This window comes from Aeromonas encheleia, from assembly GCF_900637545.1.
Classification (GTDB): domain Bacteria; phylum Pseudomonadota; class Gammaproteobacteria; order Enterobacterales; family Aeromonadaceae; genus Aeromonas; species Aeromonas encheleia.
Map to the genome: position 1 here is coordinate 2,899,938 of NZ_LR134376.1, position 18,994 is coordinate 2,918,931.

Genomic DNA, 18,994 nt, shown 5'->3' on the forward strand with positions numbered 1-18,994 from the left:
GGAGCCACCATGGCACTGCCCAAAAAACTCAAACGACTGAACGTATTCCTCAACGGCGATAACTGGGTCGGTGAAGCGGAAGACTTCACCCCGGCCAAGCTCTCCCGCAAGTTCGAAGCCTATCGCGGCGGTGGCATGGGCGGCGCCGTCAACATCGATATGGGGCTGGATGACAGCGCCCTCGATGTCTCCTTCACCTTCGGCGGCTACGGCGACCAGCTCCTGCGCTGCATGGGCGAGCCCAAGGCAGACGGCACCAGCCTGCGCTTTGCCGGCTCCGTACAGCGTGATGACTCCGCCGAGATTGTCGCCGTCGAGATCGTCTGTCGTGGCCGCTTCAAAGAGCTCGACCGGGGCGCCCTCAAGGCGGGTGACAACACCCAAGCCAAGGTCGGCATGGTCAACACCTACTACAAAGAGACCGTCAACGGCCAGGTGATGCATGAGATTGACCTGATCAACATGGTCGAGATCGGCCCCGATGGCGTCGATCGCATGGCCGAACACCGCAAAGCCATCGGCCTCTAACCCACCCAACAACCCAACGGGCGGCCAACAGCCGCCCTCACCACATCAACATCAGGAACAAGCACCATGGAAAACAACGTAGTCTCTATCGGCATCCCAGCCAGCAAAACCATCACCCTCGATACCCCGGTACAGCGCGGCGACACCCAACTTACCGAGCTGACCATTCGCAGCCCCAAAAAGGCGGGCCACCTGCGCGGCCTCAACACCCTGGACATCGTCCAGATGAACGTCGACACCCTCATAAGACTGCTACCCCGCATCACCGACCTGAGCGAGCTCGAGGTTGCGGATATGGACCCAGCTGACCTGCTCAAAGCCGGGGTAGTGGTGGTCGGTTTTTTGATGGGCTCGCAGCAGGAGGCTTACCTCACTGCATAGATGACCTGATGGCAGAGATCGCCATCATCGCCCACTGGCCGCCGTCCGAGATGGCGGCCATGGAAATCAGCGAGCTGATGGGCTGGCACCAACGCCTCGTTGAGACTCACAACCGCATCAACGGGGCCGAAGAACAATGAACCCTCTCAAACTTCAAATCCTGCTCGGGGCGGTCGACAAGCTCACCGCCCCCCTCAAAGCAGTCAGCGGCCAGAGCCGCCTCACCGCCAAAGACTTGGTCGACACCAAGAAAAAAATCCGCGACCTCGAAACCCAAGCGGGTCAAATCGAAGGTTACAAAACGCTGGGTGCCCAGATTGGCGCGACCAAAGCTCAGTTAAAGCAGGCCGAGGGTTCGTTCAGCGAACTGCAACGCAAGATTGCCGAAACACCCAAGCCAACCAGGCTGATGATCAACGAGTTCAACAAGGCCGAAAAAGCCCTCAACCAGCTCAAGACCAAACAGGGGGAAATGATCACCCGTCACGCTCAGATGGGTGAAGCGATGCACAAGACCGGCATCAACACCGGCAACCTCAGTGAAACCCAACGCCGCCTCAAGACCGACCTGGCCTCCGCCAACACACAGCTAGACCAGCAGCGTGCCAAGCTGGGGCAACTGGCCAACCAGCAAAAGCGCCTCAACCAGGTCAATGCCAACTACCGCCAGACTCAGGAGCTGCGCGGCCAGATAGCAGGCCACGGCGCCACGGCGCTGGCGACCGGCACAGCCATGGGCTTGACCACCCTCAAGCCGGTGATCGAGTTCGCCAGAGCTGAAACATCGGTCGTAGACCTCAAAGTGTCCATGATGGGCAAGGGCGGCCAGGTGCGGCAGGAGTTCCAATCCATCAGCGATCTGGCCACCAAGCTCGGCAACAAACTGCCGGGCACCACGGCGGACTTCCAGAACATGATGAGCACGCTGATCCAGCAGGGGATGAGCGCAAAATCCATCTTGGGTGGCCTGGGGGAGGCGACTGCCTACCTCGGTGTGCAGTTGAAAATGCCGTTCGACCAGGCGGCGCTGTTTGCAGCCAAGCTGCAGGATGCCACCGGCACCGCCGAGCAAGACATGATGGGGCTGATGGATACCATCCAGCGCTCGTTTTACCTCGGCGTTGACAGCGGCAACATGCTGGGCGCCTTCACCAAACTCACCCCGGCCATGGGAATATTGCGCAAGTCAGGGCTTGAAGCCGCCAAGGTGCTGGCCCCGCTGGTCATCATGGCCGATCAGGCCGGCATGGCGGGCGAGTCATCAGGGAACGCCTACCGCAAAGTTTTCCAGATGAGCATGAACACCGGCAAGATTGCCAAGGCCACGAAAGGCACCGGATTGAAGCTGAATTTCACCGACGGCAAGGGGGAATTCGCAGGGATGGAGAACATGTTTGCCCAGCTCGCCAAGCTGAAGGGGGTGAACACCGAGCGCCGCCTGCAAGTCCTGAAGGGCATCTACGGCGACGATGCTGAAACCCTGCAGGTGCTGGAGCTGATCATCAGCAAAGGCATGGACGGCTACCGAGCCACCCAGAAGAAAATGGCAGACCAAGCCGCCCTGCAAGAGCGGGTCAATGCCCAGCTCGGTACCCTGGGCAGCTTGTGGGATGCCGCCACCGGTACCTTCACCAATGCCATGGTCAATTTTGGTGAAGCGATAGCGCCAGAGATTAAAGCCATCACCCAGTGGATAGGCGACCTGTCAGAGCGCCTTGGTAACTGGGCGAAGAAAAACCCTGAACTGTCCAACACCCTGATGAAGATTGGCGCCATTGTGTCGGTCGTCACCATCGCCTTCGGCGGCCTGTCGCTGGCAGTCGCCGCCCTTCTTGGCCCCATGGCCATTATGAAACTGACATTCGGGATCTTGGGGGTCACTTTTGGCGGCATACTCGGGGCGATCACCGCTGTGTTGGTGCCCATCGCGGCCTTGATCGCGCTGGGTATTGCCATCGTCAAATTCTGGGAACCCATCAGCGCATTTTTCAGCGGGCTATGGCAGGGCATCATGGCCGGGCTTGCTCCCGTCTTTGAGGCATTCAAGCCGTTCGCTCCGCTGATCGATGGCATCAGCGCCGGGGTTAAAACGCTATCAGGCTGGTTTGGCGACCTGCTTGAACCACTCAAGTTTTCCAAGGAGACGCTGGAAGGGTTCGGCAGCGCCGGCCAGTTCGTCGGCCGCATCCTGGGCGAAGCCTTCAATCTGGCACTGACCCCACTCAAGGCCTTCCTGAAAGGGATCGAGTGGCTGCTTGAATCGCTGGGTATCCTCGAAACCAAGAAGATCCCGAAGTTCGAGATCCCGACAGCCAACACGCCAGGCTATCTGAATGGCAACTTCGGGCCCCCGGCACTTTCCTCGGCTTACACCTACGGTACCGGCCCGCGTATCGTGCCGACACCGACCCCTAAACCGGTCGCAGCCAAGGGAGGAAACTCCACCACCCATCATCAGTGGAACATCGTGCAGCAGCCCGGTGAAACACCTGATGATCTCGTTCGCAAGATTGACCAGCGGCTGGATCAGCGCGAACGGCAAGCCGCCGCCCGTGGCCGCGCCACTCTAGGCGATCGCAACTAAGGAGCAACCACCATGATGATGACCCTGGGCTGGTTCGTGTTTATGCGCTCGACCGTCGCCCCTCAATCCCAGCAAGACGAATGGGCCTGGCGCCACCCGGGCAATAACCGGGTCGGTGCCCGCCCGGCTTACCAGTTCCTCGGCCCTGACGATGAAACCAGCACCCTGAGCGGGGTGCTGTTACCCGAACTGACCGGTGGAGCCCTCTCCCTCGACATGCTGCGCCAGATGGGTGACAGCGGTGAAGCCTTCCCCCTGATCCAGGGCGATGGCGTGATGCGCGGATCATTCGTGATAGAGGGCATCAGCACCACCCGCACCGAGTTTTTCGACGATGGCGCAGCCCGCAAGATTGAATTCAGCATCAAGCTCAAGCGGGTCGATGACAACGACACCACCTTCGGCAACACCCTGCTCAATCGCACCGCGGGCAACCTGTTCGGCCGCCTCGGCGTGGGCAAACTGCTCGGCAGCATCGGCAACAAACTCGGGGGGATCCTCTGATGGGCGCTTTCGACCAGTTCGGCAGTCGCCTGGCCGAGAACTTAGGCATCACCAACCCGCTCGATGCCCTGCGCCAAGGCCACCCGGTGCCGGCTTACCAGGTGCTGGTCGATGGCAGTGACATCTCGGCCGCCATCCGCCCGCGCCTGATGTCGATGACCATCACCGACAACCGGGGCTTCACCGCCGACACCATCGAAATAACCCTCGATGACAGCGACGGTCAGCTCGACATGCCACGCCGTGGGGCCACCCTGCGCGCCCTCATTGGTTGGCAAGGCCAGGCCCTGGTCGACAAGGGCACCTATAAAATTGACGAAGTGGAGCACGGCGGTGCCCCCGATGTGCTCACCATCCGGGGCAAATCGGCAGACCTGCGCGGCGGCATGAACAAACTGCGCGAACGCAGCTGGCACCAGACCACAGTCAGCAGCATCGTCGACCAGGTTGCCGCCCCCTACCAGCTCACCCCCTGCGTGGGTGACTCACTCAAGGGCCAGCTGATCGACCACATCGACCAGACCAACGAAAGCGATCTCGCCTTCCTCACCCGCTTGGCGGGGCAGTGCGACGCCATCGCCACCGTCAAGTCTGGCCGCCTGATGTTCATCAAGGCAGGCCAAGGCACCAACGCCAGTGGCAAGCCCCTGCCAGCCATCACCATCACCCGCCAAGATGGCGACCAGCACCGCTTCTCCGTGGCAGACCGCGACGCATACACCGGCGTGACGGCCTACTGGCAAGACAACAAAGCAGCCGAGAAAAAGAAAATCGAGGTGAAGCGCAAGAAGAAGACCAAGCCGAAGCCGGAACGGCCTCTGCCGCCGGGTGTCGTCGTCAACAAGAAGGAACATGAACTGCTGGTCGGCGACAGCGAGAACGTTAAAGAGCTGCGCCACGTCTATGCCAACCAGACCAACGCCATGCGGGCCGCCCGTGCAGAGTGGGAACGGATCCAGCGTGGGGTGGCCGAGTTCAACATCACCCTGGCCAAGGGCCGCCCCGAGCTCTACCCGGAACAGCCAACCACCGTCAGGGGATTCAAACCTGATATCGACGCTGCCCCCTGGCTGCTCACTCAAGTGGTGCACGACCTCACCAATCAGGGCTACACCAACCGCGTACAACTCGAAGTGAAGCTGGAAGAGCTACCGGAATAAATCTGCGTGGACAAAATGTGGACATTGACGCAAAAACAAAAAGGCCACTATCGCTAGTGGCCTTCGTAAGTCTTTGATTTTAATGGTGCCCGAGGCCGGAATCGAACCGGCACGACGCGAACGTCGAGGGATTTTAAATCCCTTGTGTCTACCGATTTCACCACTCGGGCACCGCAATCGGTATCAAGCCCGCGTGGCGGGCTTGTCAATATGGAGGCACGTTCCGGAGTCGAACCGGACTAAACGGATTTGCAATCCGCTGCATAACCGCTTTGCTAACGCGCCATGCAAAAGAGAGTTGGCTCTCGATTGTCTGAATTTGGAGCGGGAAACGAGACTCGAACTCGCGACCCCGACCTTGGCAAGGTCGTGCTCTACCAACTGAGCTATTCCCGCATCGGTCTGGCTGATTGCCTGACTACGAGGACGCATTCTAGCGATGTTCCTCGTCCAGTCAACCAAAAACATTTAATACTCTGATCGTTCGGGTGTTTTTTGCCCTTACCCCACACTTTTACCGCTCATGGCCGTTTCCCGGCCCCAACGGCAGGGAAACAGCGGTTTGCCTGCCGGCAGACTAAAAGCGGGAGTGGTAGGTCAGATCGCCCCAGGCGGCCTTCATGTACTGGAACATGGACCAGAAGGTGAGCACTGTCGCCACGTAGAGCAGCACGTAGGCTAACCACACCATCCAGATATCGTATTGCCAGATGAGGCCAGTGAGCGACACCATCTGGATCATGGTCTTCCATTTGCCGATCCAGCTGACCGCCACCGAGGAGCGCTTGCCGAGCTCGGCCATCCACTCGCGCAGGGCGGAGATGATGATCTCGCGGCCAATCATGGTCATGGCGGGGATGGTGACCCAGATGGTGTTGTAGTGTTCGACGATGACCACCAGGGCGGCGGCTACCATGATCTTGTCGGCGACCGGATCGAGGAAAGCGCCAAAAGCGGTGGACTGGTTCAGCTTGCGGGCGAGATAGCCATCAAACCAGTCGGTCGCCGCCGCCACGATAAAGACGATGGCGGCCGCCATGTAGGACCACTGATAGGGAAGATAGAACAGGATGACGAAGACGGGGATGAGCAAAATCCGAAAAAACGTCAGCAGGTTAGGAATATTTGTCATTATTTTTCAGCCACTTCTTGTATGCCGCTACATGGTAGCCCCAAGCCGATCGCTGATGCAACCGGGTCGGTGCCCGCCTTGGTCTATGAATCCATCAATAACCTCAGGATGGGGCCATTATGGCATTGGCGGGCCCCCTGCGTCACGGCCCTTGTACGTCGGAAGGGTGAGTTTACCCCCGCTCGACGGCGCTAGAGCGAGTGCCACACATCGTGGGTGCTGTGGGTTAAACCAACTCCTGGCCGATGTCGGATACCACTTGCCCTGAACAGCAGGAGTTTATCCCGGCTCAGAGCGAGTGCAGCGCATCATGAATGGACTGGGCCAGCTCCTGGCTGATGCCGGGCACCTTGGCGAGCTCGTCCACCCCCGCCTTCTTCACCTCCTGCAACCCGCCCAGATACTTGAGCAGGGCCTGCCGGCGCTTGGGCCCCACCCCCGGGATCTCCTCCAGGGTGCTGGTGGTGCGCGCCTTGGCCCGCCGGGCACGGTGGCCGGTGATGGCAAAACGGTGAGATTCATCGCGAATGTGCTGGATAAGGTGCAAAGCGGGCATATCTGCCGGCAAGTGCAGCTCTTCGTGACTATCTCCCAGGATCAGGGTCTCCAGCCCCGCCTTGCGGGTCACCCCCTTGGCGATGCCCACCAGCAGCGGGTACTTGCCGCCGAGAAACTCCAGCTGGCGAGTCAGGATCTCCTCGGCACGGCGCAACTGGCCGAGGCCGCCGTCGATAAACAGCACGTCCGGTACCTTGTCCGGCTCCTGCAGCTTGCCGAAGCGGCGCTCCAGCGCCTGCTCCATGGCGGCGTAGTCATCCCCGCCGGTGATGCCGTCGATGTTGAAGCGGCGATATTCGGATGAAAGCGGCCCCTCCCGGTTGAACACCACGCAGGAGGCCACGGTGCGCTCCCCCATGGTGTGGGAGATGTCGAAACACTCCATGCGGGCGATGGGGGCCTCCAGCTCCAGCAACTCCTCCAGCTGGCTGAAGCGGGCCGTGGTGGTGCTCTTGTGGGCGAGGCGCGAGCGCAGCGCCGTCTCGGCATTGATGGTGGCGAGCCTGATGAAGCGTGCTCGTTCACTACGGGTGCGGCTCTGCACCCGGACCTTGTAGCCCGCGGTCTGACTCAGGGTCTCGGCGATCACCGCCTCGTCTTCCAGTGCCACATCCAGCAGCACCTCGCTCGGGATCTGCCTGCCCCCCTGCCCCGACAGGTAGAACTGCAGCAGGAAGGATTGCACTACTTCCTCGGGCGGCGTATCCGCCGGCACCTTGGGGAAATAGCTGCGCGAGCCGAGCACCTTGCCCTGACGGATGAACAGCACATGGATGCAGGCCGCCCCCTGATCGAAGGCGACGCCGACCACATCCAGCTCGTCGAGCACGTTGCCGCTCACCGACTGCTGCTCGGTCACCCGCCGCAGCGCCTGGATCTGATCCCGGTAGCGGGCCGCCTCCTCGAAGCGCAGATCGCCGCTGGCGGACTCCATCTTGCCCACCAGCTCTCCTATCACCTGCTGGTTCTTGCCCGCCAGGAACAGCTTGGCCAGCTCCACCTGCTGGGCATACTCCGCCTCGCTCACCAACCCGGCCACGCAGGGTCCGGCGCAGCGCTTGAGCTGATAGAGCAGGCAGGGGCGGCTGCGGTTGGCGTAGACCGCATCCTCGCACTGGCGCACCGGGAAGATCTTCTGCATCAGGTGCAGGCTCTCGCGCACGGCGCCGCCGGAAGGATAAGGACCGAAGTACTCCCCCTTCACCTTGCGGGCACCGCGGTGAACGCCGATACGGGGATGCCGGTGGGCGGTGATGATGATCCAGGGGTAGGACTTGTCGTCTCGCAGCAACACGTTGTAGCGCGGCTGGTACTGCTTGATGAGATTGTGCTCGAGGATCAGCGCCTCGGTCTCGGTATGAGTCACCGTCAGCTGGATATCGGCGATCTGGCGCACCAGGGTGCGGGTCTTGATGCTGTCGACGTTGGTGCGAAAATAGGAGGCGAGCCGTTTTTTCAGATCCTTGGCCTTGCCCACGTAGATGCAGGTGCCACCCTGATCATACATGCGATAGACGCCGCTCTGATGCGTCACCGCGTTCAGAAACGCCTTGCTGTCGAAGAGAGGTTCAGGAGAGGTCATGATGGCTCCGGCGACAGACGTCGATATGCTGGTGCGTCACCGCGTTCAGAAACGCCTTGCTGTCGAAGAGAGGTTCAGGAGAAGTCATGATGGCTCCGGCGACAGACGTCGATATGCTGGTGCGTCACCACGCTCAGAAACGCCTTGCTGTCGAAGTGGGGCTCGGGGGGAAGGGTCATCTGCTACTCGGCTAAAAACAAAGGGATCACGCTCATGAGCAGAGGATACTGCGCCCCGCCACCCGAAAGCAAAAGGCACCGGAAAGCAAAAGGCGGCCCGTGCCGCCTTTTGCGCATCAGGGTTTCCGGTTACAGGGTGTCGGCATCCAGCATGCCATAGCGAATGGCCAGATGGGTCAGCTCCACATCGCCATTGATGTTGAGCTTGCTGAACAGGCGGTAACGGTAGCTGTTGACCGTCTTCGGGCTCAGGTTCAGCTGCTCGGAGATATCGGTCACCTTCTGCCCCTTGGTGATCATCATCATGATCTGCAGCTCGCGCTCGGAGAGGGACTTGAAGGGGTTCTCGTCGGCCGAGGCAAACTGGCTGAGGGCCATCTGCTGGGCGATCTCCGGGGAGATGTAACGCTGGCCGGAGTGCACCAGCCGGATGGCGTGGATCATCTCGTCCGGGGCCGCGCCCTTGGTCAGATAACCGGCGGCGCCCGCCTGCATCACCTTGGTGGGGAACGGGTTCTCTGAATGAATGGTCAGCACTATGATGCGCACATCGGGCCGGATCCGCAGGATCTTGCGGGTCGCCTCCAGGCCGCCGATGCCCGGCATGTTCATGTCCATCAGGATCACGTCGGGGTGGTGTTGCCGGCAGAAGGTCACGGCTGTCTCGCCGCTCTGTGCCTCGCCCACCACCTTGATCCCGCGGACATCCTCCAAAATGCGTCTTATCCCTGTACGCACCAACTCATGATCATCGACCAGGAATACATTAATCACCCATACACCCCGTTTTTTATCTCGTTATATGCCAGTTAGGGTTAACACGGCGTCTTGCATCATAACCAAACTCGATGATTTGGCAAACCATGCCCTGTGAAAGTTTGAAACTGCTCGTGAATACTGTTTATTATCAAATAATTATATACAGACTCAACTTTGAAGCGGCATGTCGCCGCAGACCACCGCCACAATGAAAAAAGCCCCGAATTTCCATCCGGGGCTTTTTAAGGCAGGGTAACCCGCTATTACTTGACCGTGCCCGCCTTGGCCGCCTCCCTGGCCCGCAGATCATGCTGGAATTGATACTCCGGCTGGGTCTCGTTGAGGCGGCTGCGCAGCTCGCCGTTGTGGCCAATGGTCACGTGGCAAGAGACGCATTGGAGTTTTTCCCCTTTTTGTTGCATCTCCTGGTAATGGGCGTGCATCTGCAGTGACTTGGGGTTGGTGGCCACCGTTTTTTCCAGCAGTCCCTGGTGACAGGAGAGGCAGCCCGAATCGTAGACAAACTCCTCGCGCCTATCCCGCTTACCGAGCCAGTCGATCTTGCTGGTATCGGTCAGGGTCACCTTGTAGACGTCGTTGAGACCACTGGTCGCTTTCTTCAGCAGGTAGTTGAAGGTGTTGTCATGGGGCAGGTGACAATCGGCACATTCCGCCTTGAAGCCCACCCTGTTGCTACCCCCGTGAATATCATGCCGATAGGCCTCCACCATGGGTTTCATCTCGTGGCAGGAACCACAGAAGCGCTCGTCACCGGTCGCCTTGACCACCTCGGCCCCGATCAGGCTGATCCCCAGGGAGACCAGACCCAGGACGCACGCCAACAGTAGACCGAATTTCATTCGATTCATCAACAAGGCTCCTAGGGGGTGGGACCAAACCAGTCACGGGTATTGTCGTGGCAGGTCTGGCAGAGATTTTGGGACGGCTTGTGCTCGGCATGGCACTCGTAGCAATCGAGATCCAGCTTGTCGTGCAGCGAGTTGTGCGGATTGGTGTGGTTCGCATCCATGAAACGGGTGCGATTCGCCACCTTCTGCGCGCTGCCGTGGCACGCCAGACAGTCCTCGGTCTTGAGCCGCTGATACTGCTTGGGATCCTTCCCCTGGTGACAGTTCTCACAGGTGAAGCCGAGCTTGCCATGATGCGGCTTGAGGCTATGGCTGGCCGCCGGGGAGACGGGCGTCATCGCCGTGACAGGAGGCTCGGCCAGGGCACCGCCGCCAAACCAGAGGCCCGCCAGCGCCATCAGGGTCAGGAATAATGGTCTCATTCCTCTGCTCCTTAAGCCCAAGGCTCTGTTTTAGCGGCATTTTCGCCGGCGATCATGCCATAGACACCGCTATCCAGGCTGCTGCAGGCGGTCAATCGGATATAACCGAAGGTACCGGCGGCGGCTTCACCGCAGACGAAGACGCCGGGAATGGGCTGTTGACTGACCACATCCAGCGCTTCGGCCCTGGGGGTGATGAGGGCGCCACCCTGGCTGTAGTTGTAACGGGGATTGAGATACATGGCGTAATAGGGCGCCTTGCCGATGGCAATGGCGCTGCCCACCACGGCTCTTGGCTTGCCAAAGGCATCCTGATCCTTGGCCATGTTGGCGTTGTATTCGGCGATGGTCGCCTCCAGCTTGTCCAGATCCATCTCGAAGCGGGCCGCCAGTTCGGTCAGGGTATCGAACTTCCAGATGGTGCCCTCGGTGCCATTTTTCGCCTCCAGCGAGAGTTGGAAGCGCTGCTTGTCGTGATAACTGTCCACCCCGGTCTGGTCATAGATGAGGATCGCCTGCTGGCCGGGTTTGAGCTTGCGCCGCTCGGCCAGGATCGCCAGCCCCAGACCCTGACGGTCGTTGTTGTTGTGCTCGTTGATGAAACGCTTGCAGGTCTGCGGGTTCACCAGAATGCCCCAGTTGATGTCCTCGGTGGGGATGGCGAAGGCGAAGCGGAAGAGCGTCATGTGCACCGGCTTGAAGCCCGCCTGCATCATGCACTTGAGGGCGCCGCCGGTGGCGCCTGGACTGGCGGTAGAGACGCAATCGTGCAGCACGCCTATCTCATCGCCGCGGAACTTGCGATCCTGATTGAAGCCACCCGAGGCCATCACCAGCGCCCGCTTCACCTTGTAGCGCTTGGTGACGCCCGTACCGTTGAAGGCGGGATCGTCGTTGCGGCCGAAGTCGGGGGTATTCAGATCGAAGAAATACTCCTCACGCACCCGCACCCCTACCACGCGGCCGGTCGCATCCCGATAGATCTCTTCCAGCTTGACCCGCTTGCGGATCTCGATGTTGGGCAGGTGCTTGGCCATGTAGCCGTGCAGGTTCTTGATGACACCGGTCCCCCCCTCTTTTGGCCATACGACCCGGGCGCGGGAGTGACCGCCGAGGTTTTTAACCCCAGTGCCGTTGCCCATGCTCTTGTCATATTCGACGCCGTGCTCGGCCATGAAGTCGAAGAGCTGCAAGCTGTTTTGTGCGACGACCTTGCTGATTTCGGGATGATTGAAGCCCTTGGACTCCTTCTCCATGTCCGCATAGAGCAGCTCCCAGCTGTCATCCGTCACCCCCATCTCTTTTTGCCACCGGGAACCGACCACCGCCATGTTGAGGCCGGAGATCAGGGAGGAGCCACCGAGACGAGACATCTTGTCGGCGATGACGATTTTCATGCCGGTCCGGGTCTCGGCCGCCTTGATGGCCGCAACGGAGCCCGCGATGCCGCTGCCGACGATCAGAATGTCCATCTCCTCGTCCCAAGGCAGTTGAGTCGGGTCTATGCAGCTCTGGGCCTGATTGGCGGCCGCAGCCGCGGGCAGGGCGGCGGCGATGGACGCAAAGGCGGCTGTCTGCAGGCCCTTGGTCAAAAAATCGCGCCGGGAACGATTGGAATTCTCTTGCATGATGCACTCTCTGCTACTGAAGGAGAGCGCCATGGTCCATAATGCGCGGGCGCCGCTCCATAGTGGCTGACCGCAGATCGGCGCCGGGCTTGATCTGCATCAAGGACGCGGGGACGCCTATTGGGTCTCCTTCCCCATGTCCCCCTCCAGGAGCCACGAATTCATGGGCCGCTTCATCCTCTGTGCCTCCCTGCTCTGGTTGAGCTGGCTCGGGCCGACCCCCGCCAAGGAGTGGCAGGCCAACCTCAGGCCGGTGATCCGCATCGGTGTCATCGCCTTCGATCAGCCCGGCTCCGAGAAGGCCCGCTGGCAACCGACGGTGGACTACCTCAATCGACGCCTGCCGCAGTATCAGTTTCTGCTGGTGAGCGGGGACGTGCGCAGCCTCAACCAACTCGTCGCCTCCGCCACCCTGGACTTCGTCATCAGCAATGGCCTCAAGTTTCTCGACTATCAGCGTCAGCATGATGCGGTACGCCTCCTGAGCCTCAGCCCCCTGCGGGGCACGGCCGAGCAAGCGGTCGGCTCGACCCTCATCGGCCGCGCCGACGCGCCTCCCGTCGGCGACTGGCAGGCGCTGCGACACAGGCGCATCGTCGCCACCAGCCCGGAGGCCTTCGGCGGCTTTCAGATCATGCAGGGGCTCTGGCTCAGGGCCGGGCTCCATCCCGAGGAGGCCTTCCCCAACCTGGTCTTCGCCGGCTTGCCACAGGAGGATCTGCTGCGCCACCTGGCGGAGGGGCGCGCCGAGGTGGCGATACTGCCGACCTGCATCCTGGAGCAAGCCATCGCCCAGGGCCGTTATGACGCCAATCAATTCGTCGTCATCATGCCGCAACCCCAATCCGTGCTCCCCTGCCAGAGTTCGACCCCGCTCTATCCCACCCTGAGCCTGGCCAAGATGGCCCACGTCAACGAGGGCTTCGCCCGGGATCTGGCCAAGGTGCTGCTGGAGATCCCCACCGACTCGGCCGCCGCCCGGGCTGGCCACTATCGGCACTGGACGGTACCGGTCAAGGATGCGGCCGTCATTGCCCTGCAACAGCAGCTGGACGCCGCCAACGCGCAACCATTGGTGGTGCAGGTCTGGTATCAATATCGCGGCTGGCTGCTGATCGCCCTGGGGGGGCTGCTGCTGCTGGGGGGTTATCACCTGAGGGTCAAGTACCTCATCCAGCTGCGCACCCGCCAGCTCAAGGAGAGCAACGCGCGGCTGACCCGGGCGCTGACCGACAATCGCCTCGCCGCCGAGCGCCTGAACCAGCAGCAGAGCCAGCTCTTCTCGGCGCAGCGGGTGCTGCTGTCCGGCGAACTGGCGGCCGGGATGGCCCACGAGCTGAACCAGCCGTTGATGGCCCTCAACAACTATCTGGCGGGCTGTCGGCTGCGTCTGGCGGCGGTACCGCCGGCGCTGGCCGACGTCGAGCAAGGGCTAGACCTGGCCCTCGCCCAGGTGAGCCAGGCCAAGGGGATCATCGCCCGGCTGCGCGACTTCATGCGCAAGGGTGAGGTGCAGGATCGCCTGATCTCCCTCGACGAGTTGCTGCGCGGTACCCTGCCACTCTTCCACGACCAGTTCGTGCGTCAGCGCATCAGCCTGCACCTGCCACAGGGGGAACCCGTCCATCTGTGGATCGACCCTACCCTGATGCAGCAGGTGCTGGTCAATCTGCTCTGCAACGCCAGCGAGGCGGTGGCGCTCAACCCCGACACCCAACCGCCATCCATCGCCATCCGCCAGAGGATCGAGGCCAATCGGGTGATCATCAGCATTCATGACAACGGCACAGGCATGACAGAGGCGCAGCGGGCCCATCTCTTCGTGCCGTTTCACACCAGCAAGAAAGAGGGGCTGGGCCTCGGCCTTGTCATCTGCAAGCGGATCATCGAGTCCTATCGGGGCACCATTTGGGCGGAAGCGGTGCCGCAGGGGGCGGTGATCGCCTTCTCGCTACCGCTCCAGCCACTGGAAGAAGGAGAACAGGAATGAAGGATAACGTCTATCTGGTCGACGATGATCCCGCCGTGCGGGCGTCGTTGGGCTGGCTGCTGGAGGCGGTGCAAATCAGGCTGCAGGGCTACGACGGGGCCCGCAGCTTCCTGGCCGAGGTCGATCTGAACCAGCCTGGCTGCCTGATCCTCGATCTCTGCATGCCGGGGATGAGCGGCGGTGAGCTGCAGGAGGCGCTGAACCGGCTCCCGAATACCCTTGCCATCGTCTTCCTCACCGGTGAGGCGGATGTCGCCACGACGGTCAGCCTCTTCAAGCAGGGCGCCTTCGACTTGCTGGAGAAGCCGGTGGATTCGGCGGTGCTGCTGGCGGCGATCGGCCGCGCCTGCGCCCACAGCCGCGCGGCACATGAGCGTCAGCTCGCCCGCCAGGTGCTGCAGGCACGGCTCGAGCGGCTGTCGCCACGGGAGCGGGAGATCATGGGACTGGTACAGGAGGGCATGCAGAACAAGCAGATAGCGGATCGGCTCTGCATCGCCCTGCGCACCGCAGAGATCCACCGCCACAACATGATGAAGAAGATGGGTTGTACGACCCCGTTACAGTTGGTACAGCTGCTGACGGAGGCTCAGTTTCGTTATCCGGCTCGGACAGCGATGGCTCTGGACATCCCAACCCCTGTCTGAGCGACAATAGAAAAACGGCGCCTCTTGGCGCCGTTTTTCTCGGATGGGCACTCCGACCTCAAAGGGCCAGCAGCGCACGCACCTTGTCCAGATCGCGCTGGGTATCCACCCCGACCGGGGGAGCTTCCAGCGCCTGGGCCACGTGGATCTTCTCCCCGTACCAGAGCACCCGCAGCTGCTCCAGCGCCTCGATCTGCTCGAGCTGGCTCGGCGCCCAGTCCACATAGCGCTGGATGAAACCGGCGCGATAGGCGTAGATGCCGATGTGGCGCTGGTAATGTGCCCCAATCTGCTCCTGACTCTGGGCGAAGCGATCCCTGTCCCAGGGGATGCTGGCGCGGCTGAAGTAGAGGGCGTAGCCATCCTTGTCTGTCACCACCTTGACCGCGTTGGGGTTGAACGCCTCTTCGGCATCCACGATGGGCACGGACAGGGTGGCCATGGGCGCACTCGCGCCGGCCAGATTGTCAGCCACCTGGCGGATGATGGCGGGCGGAATGAGCGGCTCATCCCCCTGCACGTTGACAACGATGGTCTCGGCGGTGAAGCCGTAGTGACGGCACACCTCGGCGAGGCGCTCGGTGCCGGACTGATGATCGGCCGAGGTCATGCACAGCTCGACGCCGGCCTGCTCTGCAAACGGCGCCAGCGCGCTGCGCACCCGCTCGTCATCGATGGCGACTATCACCCGCTCGGCACCGGACTGCAGGGCCTTTTCCACCACGTGCTGCACCATGGGCTTGCCATGGATGTCCGCCAGCGGCTTGCCCGGCAACCGGGTAGAGGCGTAACGGGCCGGAATGACGACGACGAAACTCATGGCTTCAGCTCTTCCAGGGGCAGATGGCGGGCCCGGTTCTCCAGCAGGACGGGGATCCCCTCCTCCAGCGGATAGGCCAGTCTGTCGAAGCGGCAGATCAGCTCGTGAGCTGCCTTATCGTAGTGCAGCTTCCCCTTGCAAACCGGGCAGGCGATGATGTCGAGCAATTTAATATCCAGTGCCAAAATGAGACTCCTTCGACAATTTCGAGCAATTTGATACCAGCATCCAGAGCCACAACGCGGCTCCTTCAACGACTTCGAGCCATTCAATATTCAGCGCCACAGCGCGGCGCCTTCAACATATCTCGATCAATTTGATATTCAGCATCCGGCGCCACAAGCAGGCGCCTTCAGCGCAGTCGTACCGGCGCGCAGGCCGGGCAATGCGATGTCTTATTCTCCCGCGCCGGGGCGAGCCGTCTTCAGGGAGTGCAACAGGCTGTCGAGCAAGGAGGCCGGCAACTCGGCGCTGACCGGCAGATACCACCAACTATCCGGCGCAAAGGCCCGACACTTGACCGCGTCTTTCTCGGTCATCAGCAGGGGACGCTGGTCAAAGCGGGCCAGCAGCTCCTCGGGATCGAACGCCTGGTGATCCGCATAGCCCACGCTCTGCCGCAACTCGTAGCCCAGCGCGGCCAGGGTCGCGAAGAAACGGGGGGGATGACCGATCCCCGCCAGGGCATCGATCACCGGGGGCAAGGGCTCGGTGGCGGGCGCATCATCCCGCACCCGACGCGGCGTCCCGGCCACCAGCTGCATGGCGTATTCGCCCCTGGCGGGGGTACCGCCGTTGCAGATGATGGCATCGACCCGCTTCAGGCGGGTCATGGGTTCGCGCAGCGGCCCCATGGGCAGCAGGCAGCCATTGCCGAAGCGGCGCACGCCGTCCACCACCACCAGCTCTAGATCCCGGGCCAGGGCATAGTGCTGCAGGCCGTCGTCGGTGATGATGATGTCCACCTCACCGCTCTGCTCCAGCAGCCGCACCGCATCGCTGCGCTTGGGGGCCACCACCACCGGGCAGCCACAACGCCTGGCGATGAGCACGGGCTCGTCCCCTGCCTCGGCGGTGGTGCTGGCGGCGCCCAGCCGATAAGGATAATGGGGGGCCTTGCCGCCATAACCGCGGCTGACCACCCCGGGGCGCAGGCCACGGGCCTGCAACTGCTCCACCAGCCAGACCACCACCGGGGTCTTGCCGTTGCCCCCCACCGAGAGATTGCCCACCACGATCACCGGCAGGCTGGCCCGATGGCTTTTGAGCCAACCGCGCCGATAGGCGACGCGGCGCGCACCGCTGATGATGGCAAACAGCAGGGCGAAGGGGGCCAGCAGCCAGCGCCAGCCGCTTCGCCCATACCAGAGCCGATCCAGCATTATCCCTTGTTACCCACAGAAACGTTACCGAACTGGATGGCGCGCAGCTGGGCATAGGTACCCTGCTGGGCCATCAGGGCGGCATGGTTGCCACGCTCGACGATATGGCCCTCGTCGATCACCAGGATCTCGTCCGCCTTCTCTATGGTGGAGAGGCGGTGGGCGATGACCAGCGAGGTGCGCGCCTTGCACAGCTCATCGATGGCCGCCTGGATGTGGCGCTCGGATTCGGTATCCAGCGCCGAGGTGGCTTCATCCAGCAGCAACACAGGGGCATCGCGCAGCAGGGCGCGGGCGATGGCGATGCGCTGACGCTGGCCGCCGGAGAGGGAGGCCCCGTTCTCGCCGACCACGGTGTCATAGCCTTGGGGCATCTTGCTGACGAACTCGTCGGCATGGGCGATGCGGGCCGCCTGCAGGATCTCTTCCTGGCTGTAGCGATCCTCCGCCGCATAGGCGATGTTGTTGGCCACCGAATCGTTGAACAGATGCACATGCTGGGAGACCAGGGCGTACTGCTTGCGCAGCTCGCTCAGGCGATATTCGCGGATGTTGACGCCGTCCAGCAGGATCTCGCCCTGCTCGATGTCGTAGAAGCGGGTCAGCAGGCTGGCGATGGTGCTCTTGCCTGAGCCGGAGCGACCCACCAGGGCCACGGACTTGCCCGCCTCCACCTTGAAGCTGATGTTGTGCAGCGCCGGGGTGTCTTTGGTCGGGTAGGTGAAGGTGACGTTGCGGAACTCGATCTCGCCACGGGCCCGCTCCAGGGTGCGGGTGCCGGTGTCCTCTTCCGGGGTGGAGTCGAGCAGGCCGAACAGGCTCTGGCAGGCGGTGATGCCGCGCTGGAACTGGTTGTTCACGTCGGTCAGGCTCTTGAGCGGCTTGAGCAGCATCATCATGGAGGTGACCATGACGGTGAAGGTACCCGCGGTCAGGGTCGCCTTGACGCTGTCGATGGTGGCCACGTAGAGGAACACGGCCAGCGCGACCGAGGCCACCATCTGCACTATGGGGCTGCCGATGGCGTCCGCCGCCACCATCTTCATGGTCTGCTGACGCATCCGGTTGCTGACCTGGAAGAAGCGCTTGTCTTCCACCTGTTGGCCACCGAACATCAGCACCTCTTTATGACCCTTGAGCATCTGCTCGGTCGAGGTGGTGATGTCACCCACCGCCTGCTGGATGTGGCGGCTGATCTTGCGAAAACGGCGGCTGATGAGGCCAATCAGCACCCCCACCACCGGGCCGACCACCAGGAAGATCACCGACAACTGCCAGGAGTGCCAGAACATCAGGCCGAGCAGACCGACCACGGTCGCCCCTTCCCGCACCAGGGAGACCAGAGTCGAGCTGGCGGCGGAGGAGACCTGACCGGCGTCGTAGGTCACCTTGGAGAGCAGGTTGCCGGTGTTTTGGCGATCGAAGAAACTCATGGGCATGGCCATCAGGTGGCTGAACACCTGCTGCTGCAGCCGCATCACCACATGGTTGCCGACCCAGGCCATGCAGTAGTTGGAGAGGAAGGCGGCGCAGCCACGCAGGGCCACGATGCCGAGCACGAAGAAGGGCATCCATTTCAGCACTGTGCTGTCGTTGCCGTTCAGCCCCTGATCGATCAGCGGCTTGATGGAATAGACGAAGGTGGTATCCACGGCCGCATAGCCCAGCATGCCGATGATGCCGCCGACCAGTCCCAGCTTGCGATCCCGGACATAACCGAGCAGGCGCTTGAAGACGGGCCAGCTCTCTTGTGAGGTTTCTTGTTGCATGAAAAGCCGTTAATAAGGGAAATGACGGGCTATTCTAGCCAAAGCTTGGGTTTCCACCAAGCGTTGCCATCTCCCTCGCCCCCGCCTCAAAGGGAAATGA

The 18,994-nt window shown here is 61.8% G+C and carries 18 protein-coding genes and 3 tRNA genes; 8 read left to right on the top strand and 13 right to left on the bottom strand.

The window, feature by feature from the left end:
• Positions 1–9: 9 nt before the first annotated feature.
• The 6 genes from EL255_RS13430 (at position 10) to EL255_RS13455 (ending at position 5,157) form a co-directional block, all read left to right on the top strand.
• On the top strand, positions 10–528 hold the full coding sequence (locus tag EL255_RS13430) for a phage major tail tube protein (protein ID WP_042654598.1): 519 nt from the start codon (positions 10–12) through the stop codon (positions 526–528).
• 66 nt (positions 529–594) lie between these two features.
• Positions 595–909 (top strand): phage tail assembly protein, encoded by a 315-nt coding sequence (locus EL255_RS13435; protein WP_042654597.1) that lies wholly within the window; start codon positions 595–597, stop codon positions 907–909.
• 8 nt (positions 910–917) lie between these two features.
• Positions 918–1,049: a GpE family phage tail protein gene (locus EL255_RS13440; protein ID WP_024943529.1), complete on the top strand. Its 132-nt coding sequence runs from the start codon at positions 918–920 to the stop codon at positions 1,047–1,049.
• Positions 1,046–3,493, top strand: a complete 2,448-nt coding sequence (locus tag EL255_RS13445) for a phage tail tape measure protein (protein ID WP_042654596.1) — start codon at positions 1,046–1,048, stop codon at positions 3,491–3,493. The genes EL255_RS13440 and EL255_RS13445 overlap by 4 nt, the downstream gene beginning before the upstream one ends.
• Before the next feature lie 12 nt (positions 3,494–3,505).
• Positions 3,506–3,997, top strand: a complete 492-nt coding sequence (locus EL255_RS13450; protein ID WP_042654595.1) for a phage tail protein — start codon at positions 3,506–3,508, stop codon at positions 3,995–3,997.
• Positions 3,997–5,157, top strand: coding sequence for a phage late control D family protein (locus EL255_RS13455; protein WP_042654594.1), 1,161 nt, complete (start codon positions 3,997–3,999; stop codon positions 5,155–5,157). Before EL255_RS13450 ends, EL255_RS13455 begins: the two co-directional genes overlap by 1 nt.
• An 83-nt stretch (positions 5,158–5,240) precedes the next feature.
• Here the strand turns inward: EL255_RS13455 and EL255_RS13460 are convergent.
• The 9 genes from EL255_RS13460 to EL255_RS13500 form a co-directional block, all read right to left on the bottom strand.
• Positions 5,241–5,327: transfer RNA gene (locus EL255_RS13460), tRNA-Leu, on the bottom strand.
• Between the two features lie 41 nt (positions 5,328–5,368).
• A tRNA-Cys gene (locus EL255_RS13465) sits at positions 5,369–5,442 on the bottom strand.
• 35 nt (positions 5,443–5,477) lie between these two features.
• A tRNA-Gly gene (locus EL255_RS13470) sits at positions 5,478–5,553 on the bottom strand.
• Between the two features lie 181 nt (positions 5,554–5,734).
• Positions 5,735–6,289 (bottom strand): CDP-diacylglycerol--glycerol-3-phosphate 3-phosphatidyltransferase, encoded by a 555-nt coding sequence (gene pgsA, locus EL255_RS13475; RefSeq protein WP_042654593.1) that lies wholly within the window; start codon positions 6,287–6,289, stop codon positions 5,735–5,737.
• A 289-nt stretch (positions 6,290–6,578) separates the two neighbouring features.
• Positions 6,579–8,429, bottom strand: a complete 1,851-nt coding sequence (gene uvrC / locus EL255_RS13480; RefSeq protein WP_042654592.1) for an excinuclease ABC subunit UvrC — start codon at positions 8,427–8,429, stop codon at positions 6,579–6,581.
• Between the two features lie 308 nt (positions 8,430–8,737).
• Positions 8,738–9,382 (bottom strand): UvrY/SirA/GacA family response regulator transcription factor, encoded by a 645-nt coding sequence (gene uvrY, locus EL255_RS13485; protein ID WP_011706579.1) that lies wholly within the window; start codon positions 9,380–9,382, stop codon positions 8,738–8,740.
• Positions 9,383–9,630: 248 nt separating this feature from the next.
• The gene (locus EL255_RS13490) at positions 9,631–10,236 is read right to left on the bottom strand and encodes a cytochrome c3 family protein (protein ID WP_084228398.1); all 606 of its coding nucleotides are present in this window, start codon (positions 10,234–10,236) and stop codon (positions 9,631–9,633) included.
• Between the two features lie 11 nt (positions 10,237–10,247).
• The gene (locus EL255_RS13495) at positions 10,248–10,658 is read right to left on the bottom strand and encodes a cytochrome c3 family protein (RefSeq protein WP_084228397.1); all 411 of its coding nucleotides are present in this window, start codon (positions 10,656–10,658) and stop codon (positions 10,248–10,250) included.
• A gap of 11 nt (positions 10,659–10,669) precedes the next feature.
• Positions 10,670–12,286 carry an FAD-dependent oxidoreductase gene (locus tag EL255_RS13500; protein ID WP_170176009.1) on the bottom strand — a complete coding sequence of 539 codons (1,617 nt, stop codon included), beginning with the start codon at positions 12,284–12,286 and terminating at the stop codon, positions 10,670–10,672.
• Between the two features lie 163 nt (positions 12,287–12,449).
• Here EL255_RS13500 and EL255_RS13505 point away from each other — a divergent pair, with 163 nt between their 5' ends.
• Together EL255_RS13505 and EL255_RS13510 are read left to right on the top strand one after the other, a co-directional pair.
• The gene (locus tag EL255_RS13505) at positions 12,450–14,276 is read left to right on the top strand and encodes a sensor histidine kinase (RefSeq protein ID WP_048823188.1); all 1,827 of its coding nucleotides are present in this window, start codon (positions 12,450–12,452) and stop codon (positions 14,274–14,276) included.
• The gene (locus EL255_RS13510; RefSeq protein ID WP_042654589.1) at positions 14,273–14,923 is read left to right on the top strand and encodes a response regulator transcription factor; all 651 of its coding nucleotides are present in this window, start codon (positions 14,273–14,275) and stop codon (positions 14,921–14,923) included. Before EL255_RS13505 ends, EL255_RS13510 begins: the two co-directional genes overlap by 4 nt.
• A gap of 58 nt (positions 14,924–14,981) precedes the next feature.
• Here the strand turns inward: EL255_RS13510 and kdsB are convergent, their stop codons facing one another.
• The 4 genes from kdsB to msbA form a co-directional block, all read right to left on the bottom strand.
• A complete protein-coding gene (gene kdsB, locus EL255_RS13515; protein ID WP_042654588.1) occupies positions 14,982–15,743 on the bottom strand; it encodes a 3-deoxy-manno-octulosonate cytidylyltransferase in 762 nt (253 codons plus the stop codon).
• Complete coding sequence (locus tag EL255_RS13520) at positions 15,740–15,928, bottom strand: Trm112 family protein (protein WP_042654587.1); 189 nt, start codon at positions 15,926–15,928, stop codon at positions 15,740–15,742. Before EL255_RS13520 ends, kdsB begins: the two co-directional genes overlap by 4 nt.
• A 210-nt stretch (positions 15,929–16,138) precedes the next feature.
• Positions 16,139–17,125, bottom strand: coding sequence for a tetraacyldisaccharide 4'-kinase (lpxK, locus tag EL255_RS13525; protein ID WP_042654586.1), 987 nt, complete (start codon positions 17,123–17,125; stop codon positions 16,139–16,141).
• Complete coding sequence (gene msbA / locus EL255_RS13530; RefSeq protein ID WP_042654585.1) at positions 17,125–18,894, bottom strand: lipid A ABC transporter ATP-binding protein/permease MsbA; 1,770 nt, start codon at positions 18,892–18,894, stop codon at positions 17,125–17,127. Before msbA ends, lpxK begins: the two co-directional genes overlap by 1 nt.
• Positions 18,895–18,994: the final 100 nt, after the last annotated feature.

What these genes read in the sequence shown, in the direction of transcription:
- EL255_RS13430 (WP_042654598.1), top strand. Translation starts at nt 10, where the DNA reads ATGGCACTGCCCAAAAAACTCAAACGACTGAACGTATTCCTCAACGGC.
- EL255_RS13435 (WP_042654597.1), top strand. Translation starts at nt 595, where the DNA reads ATGGAAAACAACGTAGTCTCTATCGGCATCCCAGCCAGCAAAACCATC.
- EL255_RS13440 (WP_024943529.1), top strand. Translation starts at nt 918, where the DNA reads ATGGCAGAGATCGCCATCATCGCCCACTGGCCGCCGTCCGAGATGGCG.
- EL255_RS13445 (WP_042654596.1), top strand. Translation starts at nt 1,046, where the DNA reads ATGAACCCTCTCAAACTTCAAATCCTGCTCGGGGCGGTCGACAAGCTC.
- EL255_RS13450 (WP_042654595.1), top strand. Translation starts at nt 3,506, where the DNA reads ATGATGATGACCCTGGGCTGGTTCGTGTTTATGCGCTCGACCGTCGCC.
- EL255_RS13455 (WP_042654594.1), top strand. Translation starts at nt 3,997, where the DNA reads ATGGGCGCTTTCGACCAGTTCGGCAGTCGCCTGGCCGAGAACTTAGGC.
- pgsA (WP_042654593.1), bottom strand. Translation starts at nt 6,289, where the DNA reads ATGACAAATATTCCTAACCTGCTGACGTTTTTTCGGATTTTGCTCATC.
- uvrC (WP_042654592.1), bottom strand. Translation starts at nt 8,429, where the DNA reads ATGACCTCTCCTGAACCTCTCTTCGACAGCAAGGCGTTTCTGAACGCG.
- EL255_RS13490 (WP_084228398.1), bottom strand. Translation starts at nt 10,236, where the DNA reads ATGAATCGAATGAAATTCGGTCTACTGTTGGCGTGCGTCCTGGGTCTG.
- EL255_RS13495 (WP_084228397.1), bottom strand. Translation starts at nt 10,658, where the DNA reads ATGAGACCATTATTCCTGACCCTGATGGCGCTGGCGGGCCTCTGGTTT.
- EL255_RS13500 (WP_170176009.1), bottom strand. Translation starts at nt 12,286, where the DNA reads ATGCAAGAGAATTCCAATCGTTCCCGGCGCGATTTTTTGACCAAGGGC.
- EL255_RS13505 (WP_048823188.1), top strand. Translation starts at nt 12,450, where the DNA reads ATGGGCCGCTTCATCCTCTGTGCCTCCCTGCTCTGGTTGAGCTGGCTC.
- EL255_RS13510 (WP_042654589.1), top strand. Translation starts at nt 14,273, where the DNA reads ATGAAGGATAACGTCTATCTGGTCGACGATGATCCCGCCGTGCGGGCG.
- kdsB (WP_042654588.1), bottom strand. Translation starts at nt 15,743, where the DNA reads ATGAGTTTCGTCGTCGTCATTCCGGCCCGTTACGCCTCTACCCGGTTG.
- lpxK (WP_042654586.1), bottom strand. Translation starts at nt 17,125, where the DNA reads ATGCTGGATCGGCTCTGGTATGGGCGAAGCGGCTGGCGCTGGCTGCTG.
- msbA (WP_042654585.1), bottom strand. Translation starts at nt 18,894, where the DNA reads ATGCAACAAGAAACCTCACAAGAGAGCTGGCCCGTCTTCAAGCGCCTG.